The sequence below is a fragment of the Hyphomicrobium sp. 01T421 genome, assembly GCF_056398805.1.
In genome coordinates, this window is record NZ_JBFTQC010000001.1 from 458,209 (window position 1) to 474,067 (window position 15,859).

Below are 15,859 nucleotides of genomic sequence, written 5' to 3' on the forward strand. Positions count from 1 at the left end.
TAACGGAAACAAAAAGGCCGCGAGCGGTGAGCTCGCGGCCTTCGTTACATGAGTCTTAAACGGCTTCGCCGACGGCGCGCTCGGCCGCAGCGATTTCAGCCTGCCGCTTCGCAATCTCGGCTCCGATCGGAGGCCCCTTGAAGCGACGCGATTCGATTCCGAACCACAGCACCACGAGGAGGACGAGCAGGCCGAGCGCGTAGTTGATGAGAATGTCGAATGGCGGCTGGATGCCAGCATACATCAACACGAAGACACCAAATATGGTAACGAGCGCTAACGGCTTCGACCAGATGCCGAGGCGGAACGGCCCGAACTCGGTCCAGGTCTTTCCTTCAGCGAGGAGGCCAGCCGCGATTGGCATCGCGTACGATACGTAGAGGAACAACGCACAGCCGGCAGCAAGTGCGGCAAAGGCCGGCGAGTAGAGCGTTGCGGCGACCGAAAGCACCGCTCCGAGCCAGATGGCCGGAACCGGCGTTCTCCACGTCGGGCTGACCTTCTTCCAAATGCTCGATCCCGGCAGGCCGCCGTCGCGGGCGAATGCGAAGATCATGCGCGAAGTCGAGGTGAGACCGGCGAGGGCGCAGATGAAGTTCGCGACCACGATCGAGATCGCAATCACGTCCTTCAGCACCTGCGGCGCAGGCAGGTTATTGAAGAGGTTGAACCAAGCGTTTGCGCCGTCTTTGGCCGTCGCCGCCATATCGGGGGTGGCAAGCACGAACGACAGCGCCATCGCGAAGCCGAACACGAGTGACCAGAACACCGAGTGGATCATGCCGCGCGGCACGGCATTGCGTGCATCGCGGGTTTCTTCAGACGTATGCGCCGACGCGTCGAAGCCCGTGATCGTATAGAGCGGATAGAGCAGGCCGATGAGGAAGGCGATGAGAGCCGTGCGTGGCTCCGGCACATATCCGCCGCCAGCCTCGCCCGTGTTGTTGACGAACGTCGTGACGCGCGAGAAATCCCAGCTCGCTCCCCAGATCAGGAACATTGCAGTCAAAACCACCGCAACGACGAGGATCAGGTAGCCCGAAAAATCCGTGAGTGCAGTGGTGAGCTTGATGCCGAAGTGGTTGCAAACCGCCTGACAAAACGTAATGAGACTGACTGCAATGACCTGAACCAGATAGGCATGGTTATTGTTGGCCGCGACTTGATCGGCCGTCATGCCGGCTGGCAGCGGGTCGGTCGACAGAGTGGTCCACGTCGTGACGTCCATGTGGAAAACGCCGGCGAGAACGAGGTCCCGAAACAGAAGCCACACGCCGACGTTGACCGACGCGACGACGAAGATCAGGCCGAGGAGATTGATCCAAGCCGTTGCCCAACCCCAACCACGACCGCCAAGGATGGATGACCAATGATAGAGACCACCGGCCGTCGGGTAGGCTGATGCGATCTGTCCGAGCGATGCTGCAACGACGAGGGCGAAGACGCCGCCCACGATCCAGCCCACCGTTGCTTGGAAACCGCCACCCGTTCCCATTGCGAGCGGATATGAAGTAATGCCGCCGGCAAGGATGCAGATGATGGAAAACGAAATTGCGAAGTTCGAGAATGCACCCATGCGCCGCGACAGTTCCTGCGCGTAGCCCATCGAATGCAATACTTTGGTATCTTCGTCCTGACCCATTCCCAACCCCCAGTTGTTAACCCGGATCGACAGCGTCCACATTTTGCCCGTATGGGCGAAATATCTGTGGCATGCTCCAATAGAATGGCTGAACAGTCAAATAAAATGACCGAACGGGCAGAAAACGATGCGGCCTAACCTAAGGCGTGAACGGATTGAGCAAATGGTTCGCGAGCGCGAGCGGGTAACCGTCGATGCGCTGGCGGAACTCCTTGGAACTTCAAGGGAAACGATCCGCCGGGATCTGACGGACCTCGCGGAGCGCGGCCGCGTTCGCAAAATCCATGGGGGGGCGACCCTCGCCGAGCCTCGCACGGCTATCGAGGCGGACATCGAGGGATCGTTTCAGGGCCGCCTCCTGGAGCATGCCGAGGCCAAGCGCGCCATCGCCCGGCGTGCCATACAACTCTTCGAGCCCGGCGATACCCTGTTTGTCGACACCGGAACGACGACATTGCTGTTTGCGGAAGAGCTCGCGATGGCAAGCGGTTTGACCGTCATCACCAATTCCGCGGCGATCGCGGCGCTGGCGGCGCGCGGCGCCTCCAACTCGACATTCCTGATCGGCGGCGAGTACCGCGCTGAAAGCACCGAGAATCTGGGCCCGATGGCCATCGACCAGATCAGCCAGTTTCATGCCATCCACGCAGTGCTTGCCGTCGGCTCGATCGAGACGGTGGGCATCCTCGATTTCGATTTGAGAGAAGCGGATGTCGCGCGCGCGATGATCACGCAATCGCGTTCCGTCACGGTGCTCGCCGATGCTTCGAAGTTCGGCCGCGGCGGCCTCATCAAGGTCGCGCCGCTGGAAGCAGTGCATCGCGTCGTCACCGAATCCGAGCCGCCTCACGCGATCGCCGACGCCCTCGAAGATGCGGGCGTTTCGACAATCAGGGCCGGCTGAGAGCTAAGGACGAGAGAGCGCGCAACTACTCGTGCTTGGCCTTCCAGCTCTGGATTGCTGCCAGCGTATTTTTCACGTGGTCCGACGGATCGAGCGATGTGTATTCATACGAGATCCGCCCATCCGGCGTGATGACGTACGATGTGCGGTTTGCATATGGCAAGAAACCCATCATCACGGAATCGTATGCCGTCATGATGTGCTGATCCTTATCAGCCGCGACCGGAAACTTGCTACGGCATTCCGATGTCGAAAACTTATTGAGCGTCGCGATGTCATCGTTGCTGACGCCAATGACTGACGCGCCGAGGGCGTTGAATTTCACCATCGCCTCCGCGAATTCGTGCGCTTCGATGGTGCAGCCCGACGTGAAGGCCTGCGGATAGAAATAGACGACCACCGGTCCCTTTTTCAGCGCCTCGGCAAGCGAGAACGTGAACTCCTTGCCGCCTTGTGAAGCGTGCGCTTTGAACATCGGCGCTTTATCGCCAGGCTTCAGCGCCGCCAAAGCCGACTCGGCGCCGCAAGAGAAGAGCATGGCAACGACCAAGATATATCGTGTCAGCATGTTGGTTCCCTCTTCGGCGGGCCGAACCCGTGAGCGGGAACGGCGAATGATTTAGTTCAACATATAACGCTATGGTTCCGGATGCCATGGCGCCCTAGTTGAACTTGAACTTTATACCGCCATACGCCGTGATTGGCGGAGCCGGTATAATCGTGCGTGGATCCGTAAAGGTTATGCTTCCGAGAGCCGCGCCGCTGTCATTGGCGTCTTCAACATCGAAAAACGTTCCGTAAACGCCGTAGTGCCGGTCAAAGAGATTGTCCACGAGCCCGTAGATCTGAATGTTGTTGGTCACATCGTAGGAGGTATGCAGGTTGACCTTCGCATAACCACCGAGTGGCTCATTCTGATTGGATTCGTCGTGAAAGAAGATCTGGTTGCTTGCAGCGATCAGATCAGCGCCCACGCGCCAGCGCGGTGTCATACCATAGTCGAAGCCAGCTTTGAACTTGTGGGCCGGCACGCCCGGTATGCGATCTCCCGGGTGGACGAAGATATTTCCATCTGCATCGGCTGCAGGGTTGAAGGGCGAGGGAAGAGTCAGATCGTTCTGAAATGTAGCGTCGACGAAATTGTATCCCATATAGGTGAACAGACGTCCCGACCAGTAATTCACCTGCGCCTCGAGGCCCTGCCGCAGTGTTTCCCCGGCGTTGGCGAAGGAGCTGCGCCCGATGATGGATGATGCGACCTCAGTGATGTCGTCGTTGTTAGTGGTGCGGAAATAACCCAGACTCCAGGTCAGCTTTTCGTGCGCCAGAATATTTGTGTTTTCCCCCCTGAAGCCCGCCTCCCACGTATTCGAGACGACCTGCTTCAACGGCGGATCGGACGTCAAGAAGCTCGGCAGAAGGCACGGTTGGTTGGGATCTGCGCAGGCGAGTTCCGCAGGAACCGGAGCGCGATTGGCCTCGGAATAGCCGGCGTAAACCGAAATCCCGTCAAAGAGCTTATACGTGCCGCCCGCCATCGGATTGAAGCGCGTAAAGTTCGATGAACTGTTGAGGTCCGGGGCCAGACCTGTTTCATCGTGGATCCGCAGGTCAGCGATATTATATCGGCCGCCGACCGTCAGGGCCAATCGATCCGTCGCGTCGAAGGTGTCTGCAAAGAAGACACCGTAGTAAGTGTTCGTCGTCGAAATATTGACCGGCCGAATCTCGGACAACGTGGGCGTTCCATTCGGAGTGCATCCGTCGCCCGGATCTCCCGATCCCGTGAGATCGCATCCCCGGCCGAACGGCCCGACAAACCCGGCGCCCCCCCTTATGACGAAATTCGGTTGGAAAAAGCCAAGCCCGGCGGAGGATTGAAACGACACGTTGCCGTGATCGATGCTGGCTCCTACCAAGAACTGATTGTGATGATCGAAGAGCCTCTCTTTGTCTACCGCCTGGAGTGAAACGCCGAAACTGTTTGCGTCGACCGACGTCCGGTCGATTTCGCCGAGACCTGTCAGGTCATTCGGCACGATGATTGTATTTCCGTTGGTATCACCCAGCAGGATATTGGTGCCATCCAGGTTCTGAAAGCACGCTCCGGTCTGTGTGCTTGAGGGCAAGATCGGGCAAGGGCTCGCGTTGGAAATGTTTCCGTCGACATGCTGCTGATTGAAGTGGCGATAGTAGGCAACGCCGGCGAGGTCCCAGTTGTCGGTGGCTTTTACCTTTCCGTTGACAGATACCATCTCCATTTGATTGGTCGTCGATTGCGGGGATGTAAAGATCTTGCTCCACCTTTCATCCAACAACTCGACAGGCGAAGCGGCCGCCACGCCGACGGTGTTATCGGCGCCGGTAAAGTTGATATGAAACTCGGAGCCATCGCCTCTCACTCCGAGATCGGCATACATCCGGCGGATATCTGACGTTCCGAAATCGCGGTAGCCGTCGTCGTAAATTTCCTCGAGTGCAATGTAAGTCGCCCAATTGCCAAATCGCGTGCCGTCCTGAATGGAGCCCTGTGCCCGGCCGAAGGATCCGAAGCGCGCATCCGTTTCCAAACCTTGATATGTGAATCCGTCCTTCATATCGATCGTCAGCGCGCCGCCTATCGCGTTCAAGCCGTAGACCGGGTTGCCGCTCATGACCGTTATGCTGCCGATGGCGATGGCGGGCAGAAAGTCGTAGTTGACCGTATCTCCGAAGGCTTCATTGATGCGGACGCCATTCTGGTAGACGGCAAGTCCTTGCGGCACGCCATCGACTGGCGATGAAGTGAAGCCTCGGTAGTCGACGTTGTTCTGGAAGACGTTTCCTTGGACGTCACTGAGGATCACACCGGGCACATAGTGCGCCAAGGCGTCTGGGACATAATCGGCCCCGAGCCGCGCGATCTCACCAGCCGAGATCGTGCTAACGCCACCCGGCACTTTCTCGATTGGAATTTCACTACCGCTGATCGGCGACATCTTGACGGTGCTCGGACCGGGAGCAACCTCGTAGGGCAGGCCCTGCGAGACGCCTTCCGTATCGGATTCGACAGCCGGTGGCGGCGCGACTGGCGGTGGACCAGATGCCGGTGGCGCAACGGCAGCCGCAGCCGCAACTGGAGCCAGCTTTTTCACGGGCGGTTTGCTCACTTGCTCGGATGGGCTCGGCTTCGCCTTCTTTGGCGCTTTGGTCACCTGTTTGGAAGGGGCCGGTTTCGGCTTTTTTTGCTGAATGATTTGCACTTCCGGAAGAGTCGCACCCGGCGTTGTGGCGCCCCCGGAAGGTGCTGGCGTGGATGTGGACGGCGTCGATGTGGAAGGCGCCGCCCCTCCCGCATCTTGCGCGATCGCCGGCCCCGCGATTTCCGCCGTCGCGCACAACGCGACCACAGTCGCCAAGGAGAAAGCGGAATACTTCATGCCGTCCCCCATCATGTCGGCCGGTATGTTCTTCCGAACAGGAGAACATCGCGCAGTAGCGTTATCGATTCTGCTCTTTGCCTTCCCCGGTTTGTGGCAAACGAGAATCGACAATTCAGCTAGGCCACATTGGCGGACACGGCGAACCCGATGGGAGTGGAAAGTTTTCCCGATTTTTGTTCGGAATGAATAAGGTTGCGGGGGAGCAACTGAATGCTCCGCGCAAGGATAATAAGTTTACATATTTGTAAGAGTTTCGCGGCGCTGAGCGATCGCTTGCGCTTGAACTAATCCCAGCGAGCCTCATCGGCGCTCGATCTAATCAATGATATGGTAGCCGCCATCGATGTATAGCGTCTCGCCGGTGATGAGCTTAGCTCCGTCCATACCGAGAAACGCGACCGCGATGCCGACATCATCGATCGAAACCAGACTACGGCTCGGCGCTTTCGATTGTGCTTTTTGAAGGAGCTTATCAAATTCGGGGATGCCCGAGGCGGCGCGAGTCTTCAGCGGACCGGGAGATATCGCGTGAACTCTGATGCCTTTCGGCCCGAGTTCGGCGGCCATGTAGCGTGTCGCGGATTCGAGAGCAGCCTTCACCGGTCCCATGATGTTGTAATGCTCGACCACAATTTGCGAGCCGTAATAAGTCATCGTGAACAGGGCTCCGCCGGATGTCATCAAGGGCTCGGAGAGCTTGGCCATTCTGATGAATGACCAGCACGAGATTTCCATCGCTCGAAGAAACCCGTCTTTGGAACAATCGACAACGCGCCCCTGCAAGTCTTCCTTCGGCGCGTACGCGATCGAATGAACACAAAGATCCAGCCTGCCCCATTCCTTCGTTATTTTTTCGAATACCTGCTCGAGCTGGCCCTCCTGCTGAACGTCGAGCGGCATCAACATAGGGGCATCAATCTCTTTAGCGAGAGGCTCGACGTAGGGCTTGGCCCTGTCATTGAGATAGGTGATTGCAACATCGGCGCCGAAGGCCCGAAAGGCCTTGGCACATCCCCACGCAATCGACTGATCGTTCGCGATGCCGGTGACTAGCGCCTTTTTACCCTTGAGCAGGTTCAGCGATGCAACGTCGATCATGCCCGCTTTTCCTCCCGCGATTCTATAGTATGCGCTCGCAGCGTCCGGAGCGTGTGCCGCGCGATCGTCAGCTCCTCATCGGTCGGCAGCACGTAGCAAGCGACGCGCGATCCCGTCCGCGAAATTCGAAGCTCGTTGTTCGCGTTGGCTTGTTCAGAGAGCTCGATGCCGAGCCAAGATAGTTCCTACTTCTCGTGGCGACGCAATTCTGAGATGGCTGCCTTCGCCATAACCTCTCTCCTTCGAAAAAGGTTACCACACAAGGGAAAGTGCCACCTCACCAGGCATCCCGCCGGGAAAACTTACGATCTCTGCGCGAAGCTTGTACCCGAGTGGACGCAATTGCTCGTCATAGAATTCGAATGCGTCCTTGCCGAAGCCGGTTAGCGTCGTTGGCCATTCGGGATCCGCTATGTTGATGCGTCGACCGCCGTCGCTACAGTAGTTCGACGGGAACGTAATGACCTGTAGGTGATGATGTCCGTTTTGAGCTGCGATGCGCACGGCATTGTTGATGCGCTCGACGGCCTCAGGCGCGACTTTGCGCGACATGAAGGCTTCGCGCAGCTCGCGTTGCTGCTGTTTCTTGCTTTGACTGAGCTTTTGCTCGCGCTTCAGCTCTTCCATTTCCGCGTCGGAGGCGATCATCTGCAGATCTTCGGGGCGCAAAAGTCCTGGCATGATTTCTTCTCCTTCTGTCTTCGGTCGGCGGAAATCCGCTTTTTCAGTGATGCTTCGAACTTCTGACTGTTTGCACCGTTGGAGCAGCGGCCGCGTGTTGCCGGGTCAAATTCTGCAACTCATCGGATTCGAAGATGGCGTCGATCTCCGCCAGCCGCTCCCGCGTTGGCTTGCTTCCGACACCGACGACCTCGATCATACGGTCGAGCTTGCCTTTCATTCTGAAGGCAAGATCCGGATTTCTTGCGAGCATTGACGGAATGGCGTTGACGGCACCGCGCTCGTCCAGCAACAGCATCAGGAACTGCTGGCGCACGATTTGTTTGAATGTCGCGAGAGTGACGCCTTTGCCGGTCTCTTCCCGCATGCGCCGCAAAAGATTGAAGCCGCGCTCGTCAACGACTCCATCGGGCATGCGGATATAAAGAAGCGCGCGGATAATGGCTTCTCGCGGACCGCCGTCTGATATCCGGCTCTTGAGCTCTTCAATTTTTTGCGCGATCAGCGCACGGTTGGCGACGGGGTCATTCGGTCTTCGGCGAGGTTTATCGTCGCTCGCTTTGAGACCCACGAGTGCTTGCAAAAGCGGCGAACCGTAAAATGCGTGAAACCATGCTTCAATCGCGTTGTCGCGAAGATCGCGATAGGTATCGAGCGTATCAATGAACCACTCGCTGAAGCTTTCCTGCGCCTGCCATAAGGCGTTGTCTTGCGGAACAGGTCGGCGGTTTTCTCTGATCCACTCGACATTCGAGAGCAGGGGCTGCAGCAGAGGATTGGAGTCGGAGAAAATCTCATATTGCATCCGGAGAGGATGAAACCTGCGCATCCACTCTGCGGTCGTCTCGTTGGTCCAGGCCCCCATCCATGGCTGCACAAACGTCCGATAGAGCCCTAGGTTGATTTCGGAAAGGCGAGCGACGGTTGCAAACGCGCGATCGTCATGCTCGCTGTTGCCGCCAAGCGCGCGGATGTCATCCAATGTGCGGGCTTCGAAGCGGACGAGATAGTCGCCCCCGATGAATTCGGCCCCGGCTTCGTTACCGTTCTTGGGAGTCATCACAGCTTCGTAGAGACCGGGCGGTAGTGCATCGATAAGATCGATATTGCTCGCGAATTGATCGTGCTCCTTCATGGCGACCGAGCCCGAAACAAAGATGCCGAGATGTCCGATGGACTCGTGCACCGCGTAAACGATCGTCTGGCCGTGAGCCMGTATGTCGTCAACGCTGTCGTAGAGATCGAGGATCCAATCCAAGGCCTGCGGCGGTGGCGTGATGTTGTCTGCCTTCGAGCAGAACACGACAATCGGCGAGCGAATGTTACGCAGATCGATACGACCGCCATTGGACGATGCGATCTCGCCCGTGGCGAGTTTGTTTCCGACGAATAATTCATCGGCAATGAACTGCATCTCGCCGGCGTTCAGCAGCACATGTCCGCCCCACCACTGTTCGAAGTCCAGATATCGCGGCGTCTCGGTGTCGACCTTCGAGTAGAGATTGTAGTGCTTGGCCCAAAGAGTATTTGCGGGATTGAGGTTCTCGAAATTCGACACGAGCCACGCGCCGTCGAACTTGCCGTTCCCAGTATCTCCGAGCAGAGCGGTGAGCCATGTGCCGCCAAGCAAACCGGCGGTGTAACGCATGGGATTCTGTTTCGGCGCTCCGGCCCAATACGACAGGGGAGCCCCTGCGATGATGATCGGGCCGAAAAGCTCAGGCCGCGCGGCCGCGACCATCATGACGGCCCAACCCGCCTGGCAATTGCCGATAACGGCTGGCTTGCCCTCTGCCTCCGGATGGAGACCAATGACATGCTGAATGAAGACGGCTTCGGCCTGTGCAATGTCTTCGATTGTCTGATCCGGAACCGGCTCCGGGAGAAAGCCGATGAAATAGCAAGGGTGCCCGGCCTTCATCGCCGCGCCGATCTCACTCTGCGGCTTGAACCCGCCGATGCCGGGCCCATGCCCAGCTCTTGGGTCGACGATCACAAATGGCCGCTTATGTTTGTCGGGCTTGTCGTCCTCAGACGGGACTATGCGTACGAGCGCGTAGTTCACAGGTTTTGACAATGTCCGGCCATCGATGACAAGCTCGCAGGCGAATTTCAGAACGTGCGGCGCGCGCTTGGCTGCGTGTTCATGATACTGAGAGCCTCTTTGCTCGAGCGCATCGAGAAAGAGAATGCTCCGCTGCCAAGCATCGATCGAATAGGTCCACGTGTCGTGAGCGAAGTCGAGAGGCCACGTGTTGCTCGGTGTTCGGACGGCTGAGATCGTTGGATCTGCCATGTCCGGTTACTCCAATTTATCAGCCTGCATACGAACTTTTTGAAGCATATGCCGACGTCGATCGAAATCAAGATTAGGATGTGATAAATCGCAAGCGTGAGTTTGCAGATCAAAGCTCGGCGCGATCTCGCTCATTAACGATAGTTCGCCGACATAACCCAGAATCGATCACTTGCAGCGCGGTCCCAAGCCTGTTCGCATTGCAGTTGAGTAAATTGCCAACGCCATTTCGAAGCGCATTTCTTCCGCGAAGGCCGCTCGCAATCGATTGATTAAAATACAGCATAAAGACCAATTATCGAATGCTGGATCTCGTTCAGCAAGCGCTGAGCGCCTTTTACCAGTTGCGTTCAGGCGATAGCGCGAGCGGGATTTGCTTGTGCATTGCAAGAAGGCTCCGGTGGGGAGCGCAACGAATATCTCTCTCTTGCGGCCGCTGCCCAACAGCGCAATTGTGAGATAGCAGTTTGCAAAGTGATTGCGGAACTGCGCCCTCGGGGCGCCAGAGATGACCATTGATCCGTCCGCGCCCAGAAAAGGCCGCTTATCGCGTCGGCACGACGCTATAAACCAATCCGGCCTGAAGCGTTGGCTTCCCGGCATTCGACTGCTGCAGGAGTACGATGCTGGCTGGCTGAGGCATGATTTCGTGGCCGGCTTGGTGCTCACCACGATGCTCGTGCCTGTCGGAATTGCCTACGCCGTCGCGTCGGGCGTGCCGGGCATCTATGGCTTATACGCGACCATTATCCCGTTGCTCGTGTACGCCGTCTTTGGCCCAAGCCGCATTCTTGTGCTTGGACCGGATTCATCGCTGGCCGCCGTCATTCTTGCTGTCGTGCTGCCCCTATCGGCAGGCGATTCAATGCGCGCGGTGGCTCTTGCGAGTGCAATGGCCATCGTCTCGGGCATTGTGTGCATCGGAGCGGGATTGGCGAGGCTCGGCTTTGTGACGGAGCTTCTCTCGAAGCCCATTCGCTACGGCTACATGAATGGCATCGCATTGACGGTGCTGCTCAGCCAAGTGCCAAAATTGTTGGGATTTTCGGTAGAAAGTCCCGGTCCCCTACGCGATATTTGGGCGATCGGTAACGGCATACTCAACGGACGCGTGAACTGGGTCGCCTTCGGCGTTGGAGCCGTAACCCTGGCGGCGATCTTCATCCTCAAGCGATTGAAGATCGTCCCGGGGATATTGATCGCCGTCATCGGCGCGACGGCCGTCGTGGGAATCTTCGGCTTGTCCGAGAACGCAGGCGTATCGGTTCTCGGTCCATTACCGCAGGGTCTGCCGGCGTTCGCTGTGCCTTGGATCACCACGGCGGATTTTACGGCAGTTCTGTCCGGCGGCCTCGCCGTCGCTCTCATTTCCTTTGCCGATACGAGCGTCCTGTCGCGCGCCTACGCTGCGCGTACGCGAACATACGTCGATCCCAATCAGGAACTCATCGGCCTCGGAGCAGCCAACTTCGCAGCCGGATTCTTTCAGGGCTTTCCAATTAGCAGTAGTTCATCCCGCACCCCGGTCGCAGAGGCGGCTGGCGCAAAGACGCAAATGACCGGCGTCGTAGGAGCGATTGCGGTGGCCCTACTCATCATAGCGGCGCCGAATTTGCTGCAACACCTGCCGATGAGCGCACTTGCCGCGGTCGTCATCGCGTCGGCGATTGGACTGATCGAGGTCCACGATTTGGTCCGCATTTATCACATGCAGAAATGGGAGTTCTGGCTGTCGATGCTGTGCTTTGCTGGCGTCGCCGTGTTCGGTGCCATCCAGGGAATCGCGCTCGCTGTGATCGTGGCCGTCATCGAATTCCTTTGGGACGCCTGGCGGCCCCACTTCGCCATTCTCGGCCGGGCGGAAGGCGTCAAAGGCTATCACGACATCGTTCGTTACCCGCAGGCCCGGCAGGTGCCCGGTCTTGTGCTCTTCCGCTGGGACGCGCCCTTGTTTTTCGCGAACGCGGAGCTGTTTCAGCAAAGCGTGATTGCCTCCGTCGAGAATTCGCGGACGCCGGTGCAGTGGGTGGTCGTTGCCGCGGAGCCGGTAACAAGCGTCGACGTCACCGCGGCGGACGTGGTGGCGGAACTCGACAGCACCTTGCGAGAGGCAGGCATAAAGCTTTCGTTTGCGGAGCTGAAAGACCCAGTCAAAGACAAGTTGAAGCGTTTCGGATTGCTCACAGCACTCGGTGAGCAGTCGTTCTTCCCAACCGTCGGCGCAGCCGTCAGCGCCTACCTGGACACTCACCCTGTTGACTGGGTCGATTGGGAGGACAGGCGTCCATGACCATCGCGAACCGCGGAGACAAACGATGCCGAATTGGTTGCTGGTCTTTGGCCCTGTCGCAATCGCGCTTAACCACTTCGCCCCGGGCCATTATGCGCTGATCTTCGCTTCGGCAGCGATCGCTATACTTCCCTTGGCAGGATGGCTTGGGCGCGCAACCGAGCAGCTTGCGGACCGATCCGGTGAAGGCGTTGGCGGGCTACTCAATGCTACATTCGGTAACGCGGCAGAGCTGATCATTTCTCTCGCCGCATTGCGCGCCGGACTTCATGATGTCGTCAAAGCGACTATTGTCGGCTCGATCGTCGGAAACATTCTTCTTGTGCTTGGCGCTGCCATGCTGGCTGGCGGCCTGCGCTATCGCGAACAGCATTTCAATCTTGCGGGTGCCCGCGCCGAGGCGACGATGCTGACCTTAGCGGTCATCGCGCTCGTCATTCCGGCCGCCTACGGTGTTCTGGTGGGAGAGCGGTATGCCGGAGGCGAGCGAGCGCTGAGCATCTCGATATCGCTCGTGCTTTTGGCTGTCTACGCCATGTTTCTCGTATTCTCCTTGTGGACTCATCCGACATTCTTTCGTGGCGCCAAGGCCTCGGAGAATGGCGAGCAAGCGCAAGCATGGACGCTCGCACGATCGATCTTAGTCCTTGCAGCCTGCACCGTTGCAATTGCGTGGCTGAGCGAGATCCTCGTTGGCACGGTCGAGCCGACCGCGCACACGTTCGGACTGAGCAACATCTTCGTTGGCGTGTTCGTCATCGCGATAATCGGAAATGCTGCCGAGCATTCAACCGCCATTACCGCAGCTGCAAGGAACCGCATGGACCTCAGCTTATCGATTGCGATTGGATCAAGTATTCAAGTTGCGCTCTTCGTAGCGCCTGTCCTTGTTCTGGCGAGCTTGCTTATTGGACCACAGCCCATGGATCTCCTGTTCGGGAAGGGCTTGCTGCTCGCTGTGTTTGTGGCGGTGGTGATCACGGGGCAAATCGCAGGCGATGGCCGGTCAGATTGGTTAAAGGGCGTGCAACTACTCGCGGTTTACCTGATACTGGGCCTTGCTTTCTATCTGACTCCGCAAGCTTAGCCGGCCGCTTCTCATTCGCTTCTCGCGACGCAATAGCGAATTAATAGCTAAAAACATGATGAGTTGTTTCAAGCGCAGCCTTTATCAGCCACAATCGGCTTGGGCTTCGAATTGGCGACGGTTGGGCACTCGGTTTGGCTGAGGACTCACATGGAACACGGCAAAGACGCTAAAGCTCATTCATACGAAGAAGCGACGTCACACAATGTGAAACTCAAGCGCAAGGACTACGAGCGCGAGCTTGAGAAGCTTCATGTCGAACTCGTAAAGTTGCAGGAATGGGTTCGTCACAAGGGCCAGAAGATCTGCGTCGTATTTGAGGGACGCGATGGAGCCGGCAAAGGCGGCACCATCAAAGCTATAACAGCAAGAGTAAGTCCGCGCATCTTTCGCGTGGTTGCGCTTCCGGCCCCAACGGAGCGCGAGAAGACTCAAATGTACATTCAGCGCTATCTACCTCACCTTCCAGCCGGCGGCGAGATCGTGATCTTTGATCGCAGCTGGTACAATCGCGCAGGCGTCGAGCGTGTGATGGGCTTCTGTACGGAGGAACAGGCACAGCGCTTCCTGAAGATCGTGCCGGAAGTGGAAAAAGCGATTGTCGACTCCGGCGTCGTTCTCATCAAATACTGGCTGGAGGTAAGCCCTGACGAGCAAACGAAGCGGCTAGAGGCGCGCATCGATGATGGTCGAAAGATCTGGAAGCTGTCAAAGATGGATCTGAAATCCTACACCCACTGGGACGACTATTCCCGTGCCAGGGACGAGATGTTCTCGGCGACCGATACACCCTGGGCGCCGTGGTATGTAGCGCGGTCAGATGACAAAAGACGAACCCGGCTGAACATTATCGAACACCTTCTGAGCCGAATTCCTTATGTCGAAATAAAGCGTGACAAGGTCAAGCTGCCGAAGAGGCATGTCGGCGATTCCGGCGATGCGTATCCCTTCAAATTTATTCCCGAGCCACATTGATCGAGAAGCATCCGTCATGCAGTCACTGCCACTGCCGGTCCGGGCATCGCCGTCACGAGCGTCGCCTCTGGCGTCATAGTTGAGTAATACTGAAGGGGCCATGGCGGTCTTTCCCGCTTAATCCTAATGCTGCGTATAGGACTCTGTCCCGTGCAAGCGGCGGCGGAATAGGTGGATCTTTGCGCGGGTCGCAACGACGGTAACCGTGTGCGACGACACTTGATACGAGTGAGTGACCCGGCGCCGTCAACGGCGTATTGTTAGCGAAGGCTTTGTCCACGAAAAGTATAAAAGTTCGGCAGAACACGTCATTCAGTCGGCGATTATTTTAAGGGAGGCCGAATGCGCCTTGCCAATATCGCGGTCGTGGTCTTGTGCTTGGGCGCCTCCCAAGCACCTGCACAACAGGCTCATGCACAACAGGGCGAATCAGAGAAAATTTCCGTTGGCGTAGCGAGCGCGGAACGCAAGCCTGTGTCGTCCGCCCTGGATTTTGTGGGGCGCGTTGAAGCGATCGACCGTGTCGAGGTTAGGGCGCGAATTACGGGCTACTTGGAAGCGGTTCTATTTAAAGAAGGCGACATGGTCGGCGTTGGCGCGCCTCTCTATCGCATCGAGAGCGGGCTCTTTAAAGCGGCGGTAAACGAATCTGCAGGGGCGTTGGAGCGCAGTAAAGCCTCCAAGGTTTTGAGTGAGGTTCAGCTCAAACGAGCGAGCGAGCTCTACGAGAAAAACGCCGGCACCGCTGTTGCGCGAGACCAGGCGGTCGCGGCGGACGATCAAGCCAAGGGAACCATTCTCGTCAACCAAGCGGCTCTCGATACGGCCAAGATCAACCTGGGGTACACCGACATCACAGCGCCGATCGCCGGAAAAATCGGCCGGACGAGCGTAACCAAAGGAAATGTCGTTGGCCCTGATAGCGGTCCACTCACGGTCATCGTCAGCCAAGATCCGATGTACGTTACGTTCCCGGTCAGCCAACGGGAATTTTTGCGAGTACAGGAGAGCGGGCGCCAACTCGACGTCACGCAACTGAAGGCGACCTTGCGCTTCGCCGATCTCCGTACATATGACCGCGTTGGCACCATCGATTTTGTGGACGTTACGGTCAATCGCTCGACTGACACCGTTCTCGTGCGCGCCAAGTTTCCCAATCCGACCGGCGCGTTGATAGACGGACAACTGGTGCGCGTTGCCATTCAATCCGGCGAGCCCAAGGAAAAAGTCGTCGTCCCCCAGGCGGCTCTCATTGCAGATCAGCAAGGTGTTTACGTCTTCGTCGTCGATGACGGCAAAGCATCGGTCCGGCGGATCAAAACGGGCAGTGAGAGTGGAAGCGACATCATAGTCGAGGAAGGCCTATCAGGCGGAGAGAAGGTGATCGTGGAGGGCTTGCAGTCGGTCCGTCCGGGATCATCGGTCATCGCAACACCTTTGCCCGGAACCGCCGATCGGAGTTGA

11 protein-coding genes are annotated in these 15,859 nt (G+C 57.7%); 5 read left to right on the plus strand and 6 right to left on the minus strand.

Annotation, left to right across the window (positions count from 1 at the left end; translation table 11 throughout):
* Nucleotides 1-55: 55 nt before the first annotated feature.
* Nucleotides 56-1,642: an amino acid permease gene (locus tag AC1DK3_RS02165; RefSeq protein WP_477190654.1), complete on the minus strand. Its 1,587-nt coding sequence runs from the start codon at nt 1,640-1,642 to the stop codon at nt 56-58.
* A gap of 127 nt (nt 1,643-1,769) precedes the next feature.
* On the opposite strand from AC1DK3_RS02165, the gene AC1DK3_RS02170 reads away from it, so the two are divergent.
* Nucleotides 1,770-2,546 (plus strand): DeoR/GlpR family DNA-binding transcription regulator, encoded by a 777-nt coding sequence (locus AC1DK3_RS02170; RefSeq protein ID WP_477190655.1) that lies wholly within the window; start codon nt 1,770-1,772, stop codon nt 2,544-2,546.
* Between the two features lie 25 nt (nt 2,547-2,571).
* On the opposite strand, the gene AC1DK3_RS02175 is transcribed toward AC1DK3_RS02170, so the two are convergent.
* The 5 genes from AC1DK3_RS02175 to AC1DK3_RS02195 form a co-directional block, all read right to left on the minus strand.
* Nucleotides 2,572-3,114: a peroxiredoxin gene (locus AC1DK3_RS02175; RefSeq protein ID WP_477190656.1), complete on the minus strand. Its 543-nt coding sequence runs from the start codon at nt 3,112-3,114 to the stop codon at nt 2,572-2,574.
* Between the two features lie 94 nt (nt 3,115-3,208).
* Nucleotides 3,209-5,965, minus strand: coding sequence for a TonB-dependent receptor (locus AC1DK3_RS02180; protein ID WP_477190657.1), 2,757 nt, complete (start codon nt 5,963-5,965; stop codon nt 3,209-3,211).
* A gap of 318 nt (nt 5,966-6,283) precedes the next feature.
* On the minus strand, nt 6,284-7,066 hold the full coding sequence (gene fabI / locus AC1DK3_RS02185) for an enoyl-ACP reductase FabI (RefSeq protein WP_477190658.1): 783 nt from the start codon (nt 7,064-7,066) through the stop codon (nt 6,284-6,286).
* 252 nt (nt 7,067-7,318) lie between these two features.
* The gene (locus tag AC1DK3_RS02190; RefSeq protein ID WP_477190659.1) at nt 7,319-7,747 is read right to left on the minus strand and encodes a hypothetical protein; all 429 of its coding nucleotides are present in this window, start codon (nt 7,745-7,747) and stop codon (nt 7,319-7,321) included.
* 43 nt (nt 7,748-7,790) lie between these two features.
* Nucleotides 7,791-10,043, minus strand: coding sequence for a DUF3141 domain-containing protein (locus AC1DK3_RS02195; protein WP_477190660.1), 2,253 nt, complete (start codon nt 10,041-10,043; stop codon nt 7,791-7,793).
* 508 nt (nt 10,044-10,551) lie between these two features.
* On the opposite strand from AC1DK3_RS02195, the gene AC1DK3_RS02200 reads away from it, so the two are divergent.
* The 4 genes from AC1DK3_RS02200 to AC1DK3_RS02215 all read left to right on the plus strand — a co-directional run bounded on the left by AC1DK3_RS02200 (nt 10,552) and on the right by AC1DK3_RS02215 (nt 15,859).
* The gene (locus tag AC1DK3_RS02200) at nt 10,552-12,333 is read left to right on the plus strand and encodes a SulP family inorganic anion transporter (RefSeq protein WP_477190661.1); all 1,782 of its coding nucleotides are present in this window, start codon (nt 10,552-10,554) and stop codon (nt 12,331-12,333) included.
* 25 nt (nt 12,334-12,358) lie between these two features.
* Nucleotides 12,359-13,420: a calcium/proton exchanger gene (gene cax, locus AC1DK3_RS02205; RefSeq protein WP_477190662.1), complete on the plus strand. Its 1,062-nt coding sequence runs from the start codon at nt 12,359-12,361 to the stop codon at nt 13,418-13,420.
* Nucleotides 13,421-13,570: 150 nt separating this feature from the next.
* The gene (gene ppk2 / locus AC1DK3_RS02210) at nt 13,571-14,395 is read left to right on the plus strand and encodes a polyphosphate kinase 2 (RefSeq protein ID WP_477190663.1); all 825 of its coding nucleotides are present in this window, start codon (nt 13,571-13,573) and stop codon (nt 14,393-14,395) included.
* 342 nt (nt 14,396-14,737) lie between these two features.
* On the plus strand, nt 14,738-15,859 hold the full coding sequence (locus tag AC1DK3_RS02215) for an efflux RND transporter periplasmic adaptor subunit (protein ID WP_477190664.1): 1,122 nt from the start codon (nt 14,738-14,740) through the stop codon (nt 15,857-15,859).